18 protein-coding genes are annotated in these 14,424 nt (G+C 59.3%); 10 read left to right on the top strand and 8 right to left on the bottom strand.

The genetic code is table 11. The features are described from left to right. Positions 1-152: 152 nt before the first annotated feature. Positions 153-362, top strand: coding sequence for a DUF2196 domain-containing protein (locus tag HL45_RS08445; protein ID WP_049970679.1), 210 nt, complete (start codon positions 153-155; stop codon positions 360-362). Here HL45_RS08445 and HL45_RS08450 read toward each other — a convergent pair whose 3' ends face one another. After that, a complete protein-coding gene (locus HL45_RS08450; protein ID WP_049971963.1) occupies positions 363-770 on the bottom strand; it encodes a methylated-DNA--[protein]-cysteine S-methyltransferase in 408 nt (135 codons plus the stop codon). 28 nt (positions 771-798) lie between these two features. After that, complete coding sequence (locus tag HL45_RS08455) at positions 799-1,572, bottom strand: methyltransferase domain-containing protein (RefSeq protein ID WP_049970680.1); 774 nt, start codon at positions 1,570-1,572, stop codon at positions 799-801. A gap of 689 nt (positions 1,573-2,261) precedes the next feature. Here HL45_RS08455 and HL45_RS08460 point away from each other — a divergent pair. From HL45_RS08460 to HL45_RS08495, 8 genes are all read left to right on the top strand, one after another. Beyond that, a complete protein-coding gene (locus HL45_RS08460) occupies positions 2,262-3,107 on the top strand; it encodes an NOP5/NOP56 family protein (protein ID WP_049970681.1) in 846 nt (281 codons plus the stop codon). Continuing rightward, positions 3,104-3,757 carry a fibrillarin-like rRNA/tRNA 2'-O-methyltransferase gene (locus HL45_RS08465; protein WP_049970682.1) on the top strand — a complete coding sequence of 218 codons (654 nt, stop codon included), beginning with the start codon at positions 3,104-3,106 and terminating at the stop codon, positions 3,755-3,757. The genes HL45_RS08460 and HL45_RS08465 overlap by 4 nt, the downstream gene beginning before the upstream one ends. Before the next feature lie 51 nt (positions 3,758-3,808). Further along, positions 3,809-4,879, top strand: a complete 1,071-nt coding sequence (locus HL45_RS08470) for a glutamate--cysteine ligase (RefSeq protein WP_049970683.1) — start codon at positions 3,809-3,811, stop codon at positions 4,877-4,879. 45 nt (positions 4,880-4,924) lie between these two features. After that, the gene (locus tag HL45_RS08475; protein WP_049970684.1) at positions 4,925-5,587 is read left to right on the top strand and encodes a winged helix-turn-helix domain-containing protein; all 663 of its coding nucleotides are present in this window, start codon (positions 4,925-4,927) and stop codon (positions 5,585-5,587) included. Positions 5,588-5,704: 117 nt separating this feature from the next. Further along, positions 5,705-6,175: a VOC family protein gene (locus HL45_RS08480; RefSeq protein WP_049970685.1), complete on the top strand. Its 471-nt coding sequence runs from the start codon at positions 5,705-5,707 to the stop codon at positions 6,173-6,175. Between the two features lie 178 nt (positions 6,176-6,353). Beyond that, a complete protein-coding gene (locus HL45_RS08485; RefSeq protein ID WP_049970686.1) occupies positions 6,354-8,018 on the top strand; it encodes an ICP22 family protein in 1,665 nt (554 codons plus the stop codon). Between the two features lie 78 nt (positions 8,019-8,096). After that, on the top strand, positions 8,097-8,420 hold the full coding sequence (locus HL45_RS08490) for a hypothetical protein (RefSeq protein ID WP_049970687.1): 324 nt from the start codon (positions 8,097-8,099) through the stop codon (positions 8,418-8,420). Then, positions 8,417-8,614, top strand: coding sequence for a DUF7835 family putative zinc beta-ribbon protein (locus tag HL45_RS08495; RefSeq protein WP_049970688.1), 198 nt, complete (start codon positions 8,417-8,419; stop codon positions 8,612-8,614). Before HL45_RS08490 ends, HL45_RS08495 begins: the two co-directional genes overlap by 4 nt. A gap of 21 nt (positions 8,615-8,635) precedes the next feature. Here the strand turns inward: HL45_RS08495 and HL45_RS08500 are convergent, their stop codons facing one another. Then, positions 8,636-9,298 carry a helix-turn-helix domain-containing protein gene (locus HL45_RS08500; RefSeq protein ID WP_049970689.1) on the bottom strand — a complete coding sequence of 221 codons (663 nt, stop codon included), beginning with the start codon at positions 9,296-9,298 and terminating at the stop codon, positions 8,636-8,638. 38 nt (positions 9,299-9,336) lie between these two features. Beyond that, complete coding sequence (kynU, locus tag HL45_RS08505) at positions 9,337-10,587, bottom strand: kynureninase (protein ID WP_049970690.1); 1,251 nt, start codon at positions 10,585-10,587, stop codon at positions 9,337-9,339. Between the two features lie 124 nt (positions 10,588-10,711). Between kynU and HL45_RS08510 the strand changes: the two genes are divergently transcribed. Next, on the top strand, positions 10,712-11,629 hold the full coding sequence (locus tag HL45_RS08510) for an alpha/beta hydrolase (RefSeq protein WP_049970691.1): 918 nt from the start codon (positions 10,712-10,714) through the stop codon (positions 11,627-11,629). A 28-nt stretch (positions 11,630-11,657) separates the two neighbouring features. On the opposite strand, the gene HL45_RS08515 is transcribed toward HL45_RS08510, so the two are convergent. From HL45_RS08515 to HL45_RS08530, 4 genes are all read right to left on the bottom strand, one after another. Continuing rightward, positions 11,658-12,503, bottom strand: coding sequence for a DUF2182 domain-containing protein (locus HL45_RS08515; RefSeq protein ID WP_049970692.1), 846 nt, complete (start codon positions 12,501-12,503; stop codon positions 11,658-11,660). Positions 12,504-12,570: 67 nt separating this feature from the next. Next, positions 12,571-12,870, bottom strand: coding sequence for a DUF7563 family protein (locus HL45_RS08520; RefSeq protein WP_049970693.1), 300 nt, complete (start codon positions 12,868-12,870; stop codon positions 12,571-12,573). A gap of 301 nt (positions 12,871-13,171) precedes the next feature. Then, positions 13,172-13,585, bottom strand: a complete 414-nt coding sequence (locus tag HL45_RS08525) for a hypothetical protein (protein ID WP_049970694.1) — start codon at positions 13,583-13,585, stop codon at positions 13,172-13,174. After that, positions 13,582-14,226, bottom strand: coding sequence for a beta propeller repeat protein (locus HL45_RS08530; RefSeq protein WP_049970695.1), 645 nt, complete (start codon positions 14,224-14,226; stop codon positions 13,582-13,584). Before HL45_RS08530 ends, HL45_RS08525 begins: the two co-directional genes overlap by 4 nt. Between the last annotated feature and the right edge of the window lie 198 nt (positions 14,227-14,424).

Consider the following 14,424-nt stretch of genomic DNA (forward strand, 5'->3'; position numbering starts at 1 on the left):
ATGGCGCCGCAACTATCGCTACGAACCACTTTGTTATAGTTCTTTTGTAAGTGAATTAAATATGATGGTAAGCTATGCCGTATCGTGGTTAGTGACGTGCTGAACAATTCGGGCCATCACGTTCTTTATTCGGAACGGTGTAGGGCCCACGCATGTCCGCAGACAGACCGACGCGAGAGGAACTACGCAGAGGAATGTCCGTCGAAATCGAGCAGACGAACGCCGAGAACGCGGACGAGGCCGGCCCGATTCAGGGGAACATTGCGAAAATTCTCTCCGACGAACACACCGAACCCGGCGGCGTCAAAGTCGAACTGGAATCGGGAATCACCGGGCGAGTGAAAAGCGTCGTGCCGGAGTAGCTACCGCGATTTAGATTTAGATTCGGATTCGAGGTCAAGTAGTCGTTTTTTGAGCGTCAATCGGTCGCCTTTGCCGCCGGAGTAGCCGCCCAGTCCGTCCGCCGCGACGATGCGATGGCAGGGGATGACGACAGGAACAGGATTTCTCCCGCACGCCTGTCCGACGGCGATTGCGGCGGTGTCCAGTGTTTCTGCGATGTCGCCGTAGGTTCGTGTCTCGCCACGCGGAATTTCGGCCATTGCAGCCATGACCTGTCCTGTGAACGAGTCGGGAAACTCGACTTTGAGGTCGAACTCCTTGCGGTTGCCTTGTTCGTACTCCGCTATCTGTGCTCGGATTTCATCGGGGGATGCCGAAACGAGCGACTCGTCGATTTCGACCTGCCAATCCCACATTTTGGTTTGCATCATTGATTCGTCTGTTTCGTCTGGGTTTTCAGTCTCGTTTCCGCAGAATCGTCATCGGGCGATGAAGCGTTCCCGGTTCGCACTCCGCGACTGGTTTCGAGAGGTCGAAACTGTCGAACCAGCCGACGTGCTCGAAATCGCTCTCTTCGGCGATCATGCGAAACTCTTGGGGTGCGAAGGTCTTAATTTCGTACGCCTCGCGGAATCGGCGCATCTGTTCGCCGTCCGTCACCTTCGTCGTAATCGTCTGGCGAACCAACTGCTCCGCGACGTTGGTCGGTTCTTGTTCGATACAGAACTCGACAGTCGTATCGCCGCACGTCGTCTCCCACTCATGCTGTGACGCTGTTCCGCCGGGGAAGTCGATTGCGCCATCGATGCAGTAGAGCGACCCCGGAGTGAGGGCGTCCGCGACCGAATCGAGGTGCGACCGAAGCGCGTCATTGGAGTCCAGATACAGCGACCCGAGGGCGCAGAAAGCGAAATCGACGCGCTCGGGAAGGTAGAAGTCAGCCATATTCCGCCGGAGGAACGTTGCTTCGATGTCGTTGTCCTGAGCCTTTTCGATGGAGTGCGAAACCATCTCCCCGGAGTTGTCGAGTCCTGTAAAATCGTAGCCCCGAGCGTCGAGTTCTAAGAGATAGGGTGACGGGCCGCAGGCGACTTCGAGCACGGAGCTCGTGTTCGAGAGTCCGTTTCCAAAGCGGTCGATACAGCTTTCGAAGAAGTCTACCTCAGCAGATACGTCGCGGAAATCGAAGGCGATTTCGTAGTAGTCAGGATGGGCGTAGAGACCGGCCATAGGTGCCAACTCTGGGGATGGGTCTTAACGACTGTCATCGCGGTCAGAATGGTTGGATGAGGGGTTTTGTGGTATTTGTTTTTGGAGTCGTGTGGTTCGTATTGGTTCCGGGCGGATTAGATTGTGCTATGAATCGTTCAACGGATTTCGTTTCTGGTTGGTCGATTCGATAGTTCGTTTGTTACTGTGTCGCTAGGGAATCGCGACTACAATGAAACCGCCTCCGCACCGCAACCGCAGTTTCCCCACTCCTCACCGCCAGCGCGGGGTTGCACTCATGACTCACTACGTTCGGCACTCGTGCGAACGCGCTGGCGCACCCTTTCGGCTGAGTGGTCAAGTGACGTGGCGCGCGCTGACGAAACTTCGAGGAGTTCACCTCCGAGAAGCCGAGACAAAGCCGCGCGAGGGGCGACTGAGCGAACGAAGTGAGTGAAGGAGTCGGTTGGGGGGTGTGGTATCGCGGTGCAGTGGCGGTTATTTGGAGTCGTGATTTACAGACAGCATTCTAGCGAAAACTCGGGCTATGTAACAAAATCGAAGCAATACAGAGCGAAGAAATAACGAAACAAAGCATCTGCTGGAGAGCGATTCAGTCCACAAATCAGTAACCACCATACCACTTCCCAGAATCTCACCGAGCAATGCGTAAACGTAGGTTTAAACGAGAAGCCGAACAACCCACGACCATGACCGAATCAGACGCCGACGGGTGGTTCGCAGGCGTCTCGCCGGACGACACGGACGCGGGCGCGCGAGCAATCCGCGAGGGGAGCGCGGACGCTCCGGCGGATTGGCCCGGCGAAGCCATCGAATCCGACTTTGCGGAGGACGAATCGGACTACTACGCCAAACTCAGGTCGGCCAGCATCCGAGCGACCCGCGAGGCCGTCACGGAGCGCGAACGGGCGGACGACCAGCAACTCGTTCACGCGGTTCGCGCGATGAACGACTGCGAATCCGAGGCGAACGAACTCGCCGAACGAGTCGCCGAGTGGGCCGGAACGCTGTACCCCGATGCGGGCACGGGTATCGACTACGCTAAGGAACTCGCCGAAACCGACCCGGAAACCCCGGTCGAAGAGCAGGTAGTGTCCTTAGCCCGGCGGGTCAGCGACCTCGCCGACGAGCGCGACGACCTCCGGGGTTTCGTCGAGCGACAGGCCCCGGCAGTCGCGCCGAACCTCGCCGACCTCGCGGGGCCGGTGCTCGCCGCGCGACTCATCGCGCTGGCGGGTGGTCTCGAATCGCTGGCGAAGATGCCCGGCGGAACCGTGCAGGTGTTGGGTGCCGAAAACGCCCTGTTCGCGCATCTTCGCGGACATGCGTCTTCGCCGAAACACGGGATTCTCTACACGCACGAGGACGTTCGCAAAACACCACCCGAAGAACGCGGTTCTGCGGCCCGCACGCTGTCGGGAAAACTCGTCATCGGCGCGCGAATCGACCACTATTCGGGCGAACACAATCCCGAGCTGAAAGAAGAACTCGACAGGAGAATGGAAACGATTCAGTCGCGGGGTGAGGACGAATGAGCGATTCGAACGAAGACGACTCCGCGCTTCCAACAGGCGTCGAGCGCAGGCAGTTCGGCGGCGAAAGCCGACTGGCCACGCGGGGAGAACCCGTCTACGGCGAACCGACGGACGGCGACTGCCGGTGCTGGGACGCCCGGCGCTCCAAGTTGGCCGCGATGCTGGAACACGGGATGGACACCGGGCTACAAGGTGACGAGACGGTGCTCTATCTCGGCGCGGCCAGCGGAACCACCGTAAGCCACGTCGCCGACTTCTCCGGCCCGACCTACGCAGTCGAGTTCGCGCCGCGTCCGACCCGCGACCTGTTGGACGTGGCTGAATCCCGGGACAATCTCTTTCCGCTGTTGAAGGACGCCCGAAAACCGGCGACCTATGCGCACGTGGTCGAATCGGATGTGGACGTTATCGTTCAAGACGTGGCCACCCGCGGACAAGCGCGGGTTGCCTGCGAGAACAGGCAATTTCTCGAAGATGACGGACGCCTTCTACTTGCGATTAAAGCCAGAAGCGAGGACGTGGCGAGCGACCCGGAAATCGTGTTCGACCACGCACGCGAATCGCTCAAAGAGGAGTTCGAAATCGTGGAAACCCGACGACTCGAACCGTTCCACACCGACCACCTCGGCATCGTCGCAGTTCCCCGGTAGGGGTCGCCGTCTCCGGAAGTATTTACGTGTCGGGTTGCTAATCTCGGGAAAATGGAGTTGGGTTCGGCCGAGAATTTCACGGAGATGGGTACCCTCGGCGTCGAAGAGGAGTTTTTCGTCGTTGACGAGCGAGGCGTCCCGACCGCGGGCACCGACGAACTCGTCTACGAAACAGACCCGCCGGACATCCTCGAAGACCGTCTCGACCACGAGTTGTTTAAATGTGTTATCGAAACGCAGACGCCGAAAACGACGCTTTCGGACGTCGATGACGACGTGCGGGCGGTTAGAGAGGCACTGGTGGAACACGCGGGGTCGCAGGGATTCGGTATCGCGGCGGCGGGTCTGCATCCGGGTGCAAAGTGGCGGGAGCTGAAACACGCCGAGAAAGAACGGTATCGCGCGCAACTCGAACGGATTCAGTATCCACAGCATCGAAATACGACCGCGGGGCTGCACGTCCACGTCGGCGTTGACGACGCCGACGCCGCGGTGTGGGTGGCGAACGAAGTTCGGTGGTATCTGCCAGTTATGCTGGCGCTCTCCGCCAACTCGCCGTACTGGGACGGCTACGACACCGGTCTTCAGTCCGCGCGGGCCAAGATTTTCGAGGGACTTCCGAACACCGGCATGCCGACCGACTTCGATTCATACGAGGAATTTTCGCAGTTCGAGCGCATGATGGTCGAAAACGGGTCGATAAACGACCGCGGCGAACTCTGGTACGATGTGCGACCCCACTCAACCCACGGCACTGTCGAAGTTCGAACCCCGGACGGGCAGGCCGACCCGGAACGCGTGCTGGCGTTCGTGGAGTACACCCACGCACTTATCACCGACCTCGTCGAGCGATACGAAGACGGCGAAACGGGCTATCACCACCGCAGGGAACTGCTGGACGAAAACAAGTGGCGCGCGATGCGCTACGGCCACGACGCCTCGTTCATCCGTCGTGACCGCGACGGTGAAATCTCGCTCGGCGAAGTCGTTGACCGCGAATGTGACCGCCTCGACGTCTCCGGCATCGGCGACATCTTCGACGGGAAAAGCGGTGCAGAGTGTCAACGACGCATCCGCGACGAGGATGGCTTCGAAGCGGTCTGTGAGTCGCTCTTGCTGTAAGCAAGTTTTTTACCCGAAAACGGCTTTTGTCCTTCTGGGAACGACATGACTGGGGATGACATCGACAACGGCCGAAATGACCGAAACGACGGGGAAGACACTGGTGACGAGGTGCCCGTCAACACGGGCGATGCCGCGGAATCGACCGAAGAAATGGGCGACGAAAAACCGCTTTCCCGGGGGAGGAAGCGACTCGGAGCGGAAGCCGATAAGGCAGTCGAAGGCTTCGACCAAGGAATCGTAGACCTCCTCTCGTGGGTGCTCGACACCGAAACCCGCGCGCGAATCTACGTTTATCTCCGCAAGCAGCCGGAAAGCACGAGCGAGGAAATCGCCGAAGGAACCGGCTTGTACCCGAGTACGGTACGCGAATCGCTCGCCGAACTCCACGAGGAAGAGAAGGTCGTCCGCGAGAAACGCGAAAGCGCTGGAGCCGGAAACAACCCCTACGCATACACCGCAATCGCGCCGAGCGAACTCGTCGGTGGCATCGTCGACCAAGTGCAGGGGGAACTCAATACGGTGTTCAACCTCGACAGCCACCTGAACGACGAAGAATCTCGAACTGAACCCGTCAGCATCGAAGTGGAGGATATCTCGGACGATATGGACGGGAGGGGAGAAGACGAACACGAGGACAGCGACGAAGGACCCGACACAACCGAGGGGACGGACGACGACACGAACGACAAGTCCGACGAAGAGTGAGTTCGCGGCCGAGGAGGGATCTGATTTTCGCAATACGAACATCGCGGTCGGAGATTGCAGAAGCCATCTCTTGTAGGCAACGTACAGGGCCGTTCGAGTCGAACAGTCAAGCGAACAATGACGGAGACGAACACGATACGCGGGACGACAGTCGGACGCGTAGCACTTCGCGTGAACGACCTCGACCAAATCAGTTCTTTCTACGAACAGGTCGTCGGCCTCGAACTGCAATCGAAGGACGACCGAACGGCCGTTCTCGGCGCGGGAGATGGAGCGCTCCTCGAACTGGTCGAAGATATCGACGCTCCGGAGCGAACGCGGGGCGAAACCGGCTTATGCCCGTCCGCGCTGTTTCTCGCGGCCGACGACTACCATCACCACGTCGGACTCAACGTCTGGAACAATCGCAGGAAACCAGCAGAGGGACGCGGTTTGGCGTGGTTCGAACTCGACGTTCCGAATCGTGAAACGCTCGAAACGATTCGGGAGCGGTTCGCCGCGCGCGAGATTCCTGTGAATGAGGGAGAAGACGAAATCGAAACCGCGGACTCGGACGGAATTACCGTTCGTCTACGCGTGTATGACTGAAATTTGACTCATTGTGCGAAAGTTGTCGTCTAAATTAATCATGCGAGTGAATCAAGTCGTTTTCATCGGCGATACCGACGTTCACACTATTTTTACTCCAGTATTTACCAATATTAAATAATTATGCGATGAGTATGTCGGCGCATGTTTTATATATCCCTTCTTGGATGTGAACTGTATGAGTGATTTCAGTAGCGGAAATGAAGTGATAACACGTTCCGACCACGGCGTCACAATCGAAAAATCGTTCGACGGCGAGGAGTTTGCGGTGCCAGCAATCCGGTTCGAAGTCCGTTCAGACTGCGACGACGCGGTCACCGTGCGAGTGACCGACCGAATCCCCGACGATTTCCCGATGGATAACGTCGGGTTCCACCCCGAATACGAGAACGAAAACTGGACGGCGTACAAAGACCACCGCGTCCAGTTCGAACGCACCCTCGAACCGAGCGAGGAACTGACGACGGTGTACGGAATCCGACTCACGGACTGGCAGGATGCGGAATCCTTCCTCATCGAACCGGAACTCGAAGAGGTCGCGCCGGTTACGAACGGCGCGAGTACCGAGACGGAAGGCCGCATGGAAGAACACACGATTACCGACATCGTCTCGGAAGACAGCAGTCAAGTCGTCCGCGATGTCATTGCGGGCGACAGCAGCGGGCTGCCGGGACTTGGCGACAGTGGAGAGAACACCGACCCACTCGCGGACGCGAGTACAAGTGACCCACTTGCGGAGGCATCGAGCGACCCACTCGCAGAAACCGCGGACGAACCGGTTTCGGAGGCAGTGGAGTCCGCGGACGCAGCGGAGGCCGCAGATGAACCAAGTACTGAAACCGCCGCCGACCCGCTTTCGGAGTCCACGATGGGCGAAGAAGAAACCGAATCGGAAGCGCCGTTTGCCGACGATGACGGCGAAATACTGGATGAATCGGACGAATCCGTGGATTCGCCCGATTCGACGGACGACGTGCTCGCCGAACCGGACGATGCCGACATCCTCGAACCGCCTGCCGAAGACGAGGCTGTCGAAGTCGAGCAGTCCGCTTCGCCACCACGTCCCGGAAGCGTCGCCGCGGCACTCGCGGACGAAATTCGTGCGGGAGAGGTGAGCGACGCCGACCTCAAACTCATCCAGCAGGAACTCGACCTCGACACGCCCGAAAGCACGAACGTTCGCATTCGACACCTCCAGTCGCGCGTCGACGACCTCTCCGCGTACACCGAAGCACTCGAAGAGTTCATCGACGACAACGGAACCGCCCAGACGGTTATCGACGGGTTCGAGTGCGAAGTGGAAGCCCTCCGTGACGAACTCGGAGCGATGGACGACGACATCGAGAGCGCGAAAGACGAAGGCGCACAAGCGCGTGCTCGCGTCGCAGACCTCGAAACCGACCTCGAAGAACTCGACGGAAAACTCGACGGCGTGGACGACCTCGGCAACAATCTCGACACGCTCGATACGCAACTCAACGACTTGGAAGACCTCGTCGCAACGAACACACAGGAGGCGTCCGCGCTGGACGACGAAATCGAAGACCTCCGCGACGATTTCGACAACGTGGACGCCCTCGAAAACGACATCGAAACGCTCGAAAAGAGCGTCGCCGAAATCGAAACCCTCACCGAAACGGTGTCCGACCTCTCCGATTCGGTTTCAGAAGCCGAATCCGAACTGGACGACAAAATCGATAGCCTCCGCACGGATATTTCGGCTGTCGAAAGCGAACTAAACGAAATCGAGGAACTCCAGTCAGACATCTCGGAACTGGAAGGCGAACTGTCCGAACTCCGCGAATGGCGCGACCAACTCGGCTCCGTCTTCGGCGGTAACTAACCCCTTTTTATTCGCTTGCGGGCGCAGGCAGGAGTCACCTGCCTTCAGGTACGTTGGTATTTGATGAGGAAACTAGCCATGACGCCACATACGGTGTCCGATTCGGATGGCGAACCGGACGACGAACGCCATCTGTACGGCGAGCCGCAACACGAAGTCCCCGAGTCCGAAGACCCCGACGAAACGCTGTACGGAACACCACAACACGAGACGAGCAAGTCGCTTCCCGACTTCGAACTGTTTCGACTCGACAACGTCGCGTTCGAAGATGACCGAACGGGTCGCTTTGACCGCACCAGCCACTCCAGACAATCCAGACAAACCGGCTACTCCGACAACACCGACGGCTTCAGCCAGTTCGCTCACCAGAAGGGAGCCACAGTCCGGAGGGTGCGACTATGAAATCCAAACCGGATAGCTCGGAGATGGCGGAACGATGTGATAGCTGTGGCAACGAGACGCCGCACGCTGTGAGTATCGAAATTCGAACCGAGAACGAGGGCGCGAAAAACAGCGCGTTTTCGCGGGAGCCGTACCGGATTAGCACCTGTGTCGTCTGCGGGGACGAGACGAGTCAGCGAATGAACGACCGATAGTCAGAACTTCGGGTCCGACCGTCAGTTCCGCCCGTCACCGGGACCGACCGCGAGTGCGTTTTTCACGAGACTTCGATGTCCACGGCGAAGACGTTCCGAAACCGCCTGATGCGAGATGTGGAGGTCACCGGCGAGGTCATCTGCGGTCGCATCCCGCGGCACGTCGTAGTATCCCGATTCGAGCGCCATCATCAGCGTTTCGTGCTGTTCTTCCGTCAGGCCGAACAGCCCGTGGCGCTGGTCGCTCATTTCGTAGATATTCCGCAGGTCGAGGGTCAGGCCCGTTTCTTCGCAAAATTCGTAGGTCGCCGAGAGAGCGTCCCGGTTTGGGAACAGGGTGCGAAGTCGCCACCGATTTTCCTTGCCGCGGAGGTTCAGCACCGTCGCCTCCTCTTCGACGAGGAGGTGGATGACGACGCGAATCTGTTCGACCCAGTTCATTCGGTACAGTCGCTCGTCGCCGAGGTCTTCTAGCAGGGTCACCTCGTCCACGCTCGGGTCGTCACAAAGGGCCTCGTCCAATGTCTCGAAGTCGTCCGCAGTCGCCCAGAGATACGGAAGCACGCGGTCGTTGTCGTGGGCCGCAACGCGAACGATGTCGAACTCGGCGTCCGGTACGTTCTCCAACGTCTTCCTCAGTGCGAACTCCTGTGCTGGGAGCTCCATTTCCGCGATGGTACTCATATGGACTCAAAGGCCTGCATCCGTGATACGTGCTGTGGCTACGTCACACCTCCACCGCGAGTGTCGAACGATTCGTACTCGTTCGTCTCGACGACCTCCCGAAGGTGCTCTCCGACCTGCCACACGTCGTGGAATCCGACGTAGAGGGGTGCCGGACACACGCGAACCACGTTCGGCGGTCGGAAATCCACGACGACACCGCGGGCTTTGAGCGCCTCGTTGATTCGATACGCTTCCTCGTGTTCGACCGCGACGTGGCCACCTCGTCGTACCGGGTCGCGCGGCGTCCCGACTTCGCACTCCGGAATGTCGTCAATCAACTCGATTAGGTAGTCGGTCAGTTCGAGCGATTTCGCTCGAACTGCCTCGATACCGATTTCGGAGAATGGTTCGAGCGACCCGAACAGCGGGGCCGCGCTGAACACGGGAATCGTCCCGATTTGCCACGCACCTGCATTTTCGGCGGGTGTGAACGTCGCGTTCATTTCGAACTGGGTGTCCTTGTCGTGACCCCACCAGCCAGCCAATCCGGACGTTTCGCCGAAATGGCGCTCGTTGACGTACAGGCCAGCAATCGCCCCCGGCCCGGCGTTCAGATATTTGTAACTGCACCAGACGGCGAAATCCACGTTCCAGTTCGACAGTTCGTGCGGCACCGCTCCGACAGAGTGCGCGAGGTCGAATCCCGCCAACGCGCCGTGTTCGTGGGCCGCTTCCGTGAGACGTTCGATGTCGAGCAGTTGGCCGCTCCGGTAGAGAACCGACGGCATGAACAGAATTGCCGTCTCGTCGGAAAGGGCGTCGATAACGTCTTCTTCCCCGATAGTTCTGCCATCTCGGCTTTCCACCACGACGAGGTTCTCCTCGGGGTCAACGCCCCGGCTCTGCATCTGTGACCGAATCGCGTAATGGTCGGTCGGGAAGTCGAGTTCGTTGACGATGACCTCGCCACCGTCGTAAAACGTCGAAAACAGCGCGTGGATGTTGACGGTCGTGGAGTTGCTGACGACGACTTCCGACTCCCGCGCACCGACGAGCGGCGCGAGTCGGTCGCCAAGACGCTCGCCGTAGTGGAACCAGTCGGGGTCTGCATCCGTCCACCCGCGGATTCCCTGTTCGCGCCATTCGTCCACGGCGTTCGACAACGCTTCCTCCGCGTCCTTGGAAAACGCACCGAGAGAGTTGCCGTCCATGTACAGTTCGCCATCCGGAACGTGAAATCGGTCGCGCAGATGGGACAGAGAGTCGTTTTCGTCCCGTCGTCTGGCGTCTGCTTCGCCGGTATCCATACGTGTCGTTTCGGGCGATAACACTTGATTGTCCGCTTGTCAGCACCGATTTCTCCTTGTCGATACCGACGAACTCTCCTACCGCTTGCTGAAAGTATAACACAGCCGCTCCCAAGAAACGAATATGGACGACGAAATGGCCGCCGCAGTCGAGCGAATCGAGGCGATGGGCGTTCCACCGTGGCACGCGATGTCTGTCGAGAGCGCCCGCAGAATCGAAGACGACGTGTTCACTCCGAACGAACGGGAAGAAATCCATTTCGTCCGCGACCTCTCGATTCCCGGCCCGGAGGGTGACATCCCGATTCGCGTCTATCGGCCCGACGTAGCGGACGTTCCCGTCGTCGTCTTCTACCACGGCGGCGGCTGGGTGCTGGGAACGCTCGACTCAATCGACGGCGTCTGCCGAGAGTTGGCGAAACGGTCGGAGTGCGTCGTCGTCTCGGTCGATTACCGGCTCGCGCCGGAGCATCCATTTCCGGCGGGCGTGGACGACGCATACGCGGCGCTCGAATGGGTCGAAGAACACGCGGATTCGTTCGGCGGCGACCCGACGAAAATCGGCGTTGCGGGCACGAGCGCAGGCGGAAACCTCGCGGCGGTTACCGCGCTCCGCGCCCACGAGTTCGACGGCCCGAGGATTTCGCATCAGTGTCTTCTGTATCCCATCACGAACCACGATTTCGGCACCGATTCCTACGCCGAAAACGCGGACGGCCCGCTGTTGACGCGGGCGGACATGGCGTGGTTCTGGAACCGCTACCTCCGCAGTCCGGTCGATGGAGCGAACCCCTTCGCGTCGCCGCTTCGCACGGACGACCTGTCGGGACTTCCGCCCGCAACCGTCGTCACCTGCGGCTACGACCCGCTTCGGGACGAGGGAATCGCCTACGCCGACCGACTCGCCGAGGAGGACGTGCCGGTTCGACACCATCACTACGCCGAGATGGCGCACGGCTTTCTCTCGCTCACGGATTCGGTTTCGACCGCGGACGAGGCGATGGGTTCGGTGGCAACGTCGATTCGGGAGAATTTGGAGTAGAGCGTCGAAAGGCGGGCGAGAGTCGCAGTTACATCACGAACGAGAGTGGCAAGGATGGCTGGAACAGGAGGACGAGGAGGCCAGCAACGAGGGAGACGACGCCGGTTGCAATGGAGAACTCCTTGCCCCACGTTGAAGGGAGTCGTTCGACCGTGACGACCGTTGTGAGCGCCACCATCCAGAAGTAGTTCATCTCGCCGAAGAAGGGCATCAACAGGAAGAAGGGGCCGAGACAGACGAGGATGCAACTCACGCCGTGTTCGACTCCTTTTTTCAGGCCGTCCGAGATGTTCGCCTTCTGCGGTTCGACGCGCGCACAGCAGGTTCGAAGGCGGGACTGTTTGAGCGTCGAGAGCTGGTAGAGACCCGTCAGCGCGAGGACGCCACCGATGACGATATGGATGTGTGCCTGCGTGAATCCGTGAATACCGCCCGGAAGCACAGCGTGGAAGGTCAGCGGGACGACCGCGGAAAGCGCCCAGACGGCGTTGTATCCGGCGAGAAACGTCCCGACAGTTGCGGCGACCGAGACGTTCGACCCGCGAAGCACGTCTGCGTAATCCCGCGTGAATCTCGCCATCGGCGGATACATCATCGCCCACATCATTACGCCCCACATGACGACGTAGCCGACGATTGCGCCGAGCGTACCGACGTGGAACACGCCGAGTTCCATCGCACCCGGCGCGGCCATCGGGACGCCCTGTTTCATCAGCCACATCATCCCCGGCATCGGGACGTTCCCGGTGTAGAGAAAGAGCCACCAGAGGGCGTCCAACCCAATCATCCCGACGACGACCGCAGTCGTGCGGTCGATGCTGGCGTCGAACAGTTTGTTCGTGAGGCGATACAACCCGTCTGTATTCGTATTCATCTATGTTCCTCCAAATTGAAATCGAATCGCAGTCGCGCGCGTAGTCGTCGAAATTCGTCCGAGTAGTTCATCGGTGGAGTCCGCGGCCGTCGAATCGAACCCGCGGTATAAACGTTGGGTTCGCGGCGGCACCCTGCCGGAGGGACGCCCACGAGGTACACTCCGGGCAGGCGAAGACGGTGCCATCTTCGCCGCCGAAGATGCGGGCGAACTTCGGGTCGAGATGTTTGTTGCCGCAGTTTTCGTTCTGACAGGCGATGAGTCTCGACTCGTCGCCGTTGCCGGGGTTCCACGCCGGTCGGGAGTGGTGTGAGGCTTCAGTACTGGAATGCGATACTTCGGTGTTGGAATGGTCTGCTTTGGACATCGTAATTGTTCTCCGTGTGAATCGCTTCGATTTTGTCTGACTCACGACGGCCAGAAGCCCGGATGTTTATCACAGAACCGACGGTAACGGCGACGACAAAAATCAGCCACAATCACGAGCGCCGACGTTTTCGAAGTCGGCTGAAACCGCATTCGTACCGTGATTTTGCCACTCAATTTCGAGAATGCGTGTGACCCCATTACGACACACCCCTCCGACATGGAACTCGTGACGTTCCATGCGCTCAGTTGAACCGCCAGACACTAAATTCCTGTAGATATATTAGGGAAATAAACTATCGTCAGGGGACGCCGGCGGCGCGATGTCGCCGATAGAGATAGAACACGCACATCGTGGCGACGCTTCCGAGCCACGACAGCATCGACAGAAAGAGGTTGATACGCGGGCCGAATAGAATCCCGCCGCTGAAGTAGCCGAGAATGGGCGTTGCCGCGCCGCCCCCAGCGTACAGCCACCAGCGAGGATTCCATTCGCTCGACTCCTGCAAATACTGTGTATCCTTGTACAGTGCTGGGAACGTCGTGAAACTCGCAAGTCCCAATACGACGAGGATGACCAGCGCGCCGAGTCCGATAAGCGTCACCCGGTTCGTCAGGCCGACGATTGCGACGAAGACGGCAGCACCGAAGCCGATTGCGAACAGATACGCCGCCAGCACGTACCAGTAGAGTTCACGGGATTGGTTGTCAGTCATCGTTCGATGATAGTTCCGCCAGCGCCCACAGCGACGTCAACGTCGCCGACTGTCACGGCTTGCAAGTCCGCCTCCGCGGGTGTGTTCGACCGTCGCCGCCCGTCGCCGAAAACGCGCTCGTAGACGTGCCCGCTCGCGCCAGCGACGACGAGTTTCGAGTCGTCGCCAGCGATTGCGTGGAGCGCGCCCTCTCCGGCGTCTATCGGCGTCCAATTTTCACAAGCGCGGTCGTAGCGGTAGATTCGTCCGCCGCCACCCGCGATGAGAAGGCTTCCGTCTCCGGCGTGAACGTCGAAGAAGTTCACCTGCGCGTTTTTCACGCCGATGTCCTTCCAGCCTTTCTTCCGTTCCTCGAAGGCGTTTCCGCTGGTGTCCACGGCGAAGGCGCGTTTCTCGCCGAAATCGAGCGCGGGTATCGTCGAACCACTTCCGGGTTTGACGACTTCGCCCCACTTCGGACAGCCGTCGTCGTCCGTCGTGACCGGGAGCACTTCGCCGGAACCGTTCGCAATCCGGAGGACTTCGCTTCCGCGCTTTCCCTTGACCGCGATGGCCTCCCACGTGCTCGTCTTCTCCATCGGCGCGGAGTAGTCGTACTTTTTGCCTGCATCCACGTCGTAACAGCCGAGCGCGCCGGACAACCCGGTCGCCCGTATCGAGCGAGAAACAGCAAGCTGTTCGGTCAGAAGTTCATTCGCATCCCGAGAAGGAAGCGTCGTCCGGACCGGACCTACACTGTATATTCGCGCCTATTAGGCCAAAAAGATGCCGGATATTACGGTAATACATATTAATTTTTGTAAAATAATCATAAATAGAACCCTCGCGTTATGGGTTTA

Source organism: Haladaptatus cibarius D43, assembly GCF_000710615.1.
Taxonomy (GTDB): domain Archaea; phylum Halobacteriota; class Halobacteria; order Halobacteriales; family Haladaptataceae; genus Haladaptatus; species Haladaptatus cibarius.

Excerpts from the sequence above, each read along its gene's own strand:
- HL45_RS08455 (WP_049970680.1), bottom strand. The coding sequence starts at position 1,572 with ATGGCCGGTCTCTACGCCCATCCTGACTACTACGAAATCGCCTTCGAT.
- HL45_RS08520 (WP_049970693.1), bottom strand. The coding sequence starts at position 12,870 with ATGTCCAAAGCAGACCATTCCAACACCGAAGTATCGCATTCCAGTACT.
- HL45_RS08515 (WP_049970692.1), bottom strand. The coding sequence starts at position 12,503 with ATGAATACGAATACAGACGGGTTGTATCGCCTCACGAACAAACTGTTC.
- HL45_RS08490 (WP_049970687.1), top strand. The coding sequence starts at position 8,097 with ATGACGCCACATACGGTGTCCGATTCGGATGGCGAACCGGACGACGAA.
- HL45_RS08445 (WP_049970679.1), top strand. The coding sequence starts at position 153 with ATGTCCGCAGACAGACCGACGCGAGAGGAACTACGCAGAGGAATGTCC.
- HL45_RS08450 (WP_049971963.1), bottom strand. The coding sequence starts at position 770 with ATGCAAACCAAAATGTGGGATTGGCAGGTCGAAATCGACGAGTCGCTC.
- HL45_RS08460 (WP_049970681.1), top strand. The coding sequence starts at position 2,262 with ATGACCGAATCAGACGCCGACGGGTGGTTCGCAGGCGTCTCGCCGGAC.
- HL45_RS08465 (WP_049970682.1), top strand. The coding sequence starts at position 3,104 with ATGAGCGATTCGAACGAAGACGACTCCGCGCTTCCAACAGGCGTCGAG.
- HL45_RS08475 (WP_049970684.1), top strand. The coding sequence starts at position 4,925 with ATGACTGGGGATGACATCGACAACGGCCGAAATGACCGAAACGACGGG.
- HL45_RS08510 (WP_049970691.1), top strand. The coding sequence starts at position 10,712 with ATGGACGACGAAATGGCCGCCGCAGTCGAGCGAATCGAGGCGATGGGC.
- HL45_RS08525 (WP_049970694.1), bottom strand. The coding sequence starts at position 13,585 with ATGACTGACAACCAATCCCGTGAACTCTACTGGTACGTGCTGGCGGCG.
- HL45_RS08500 (WP_049970689.1), bottom strand. The coding sequence starts at position 9,298 with ATGAGTACCATCGCGGAAATGGAGCTCCCAGCACAGGAGTTCGCACTG.
- HL45_RS08470 (WP_049970683.1), top strand. The coding sequence starts at position 3,809 with ATGGAGTTGGGTTCGGCCGAGAATTTCACGGAGATGGGTACCCTCGGC.
- HL45_RS08485 (WP_049970686.1), top strand. The coding sequence starts at position 6,354 with ATGAGTGATTTCAGTAGCGGAAATGAAGTGATAACACGTTCCGACCAC.
- kynU (WP_049970690.1), bottom strand. The coding sequence starts at position 10,587 with ATGGATACCGGCGAAGCAGACGCCAGACGACGGGACGAAAACGACTCT.
- HL45_RS08480 (WP_049970685.1), top strand. The coding sequence starts at position 5,705 with ATGACGGAGACGAACACGATACGCGGGACGACAGTCGGACGCGTAGCA.
- HL45_RS08495 (WP_049970688.1), top strand. The coding sequence starts at position 8,417 with ATGAAATCCAAACCGGATAGCTCGGAGATGGCGGAACGATGTGATAGC.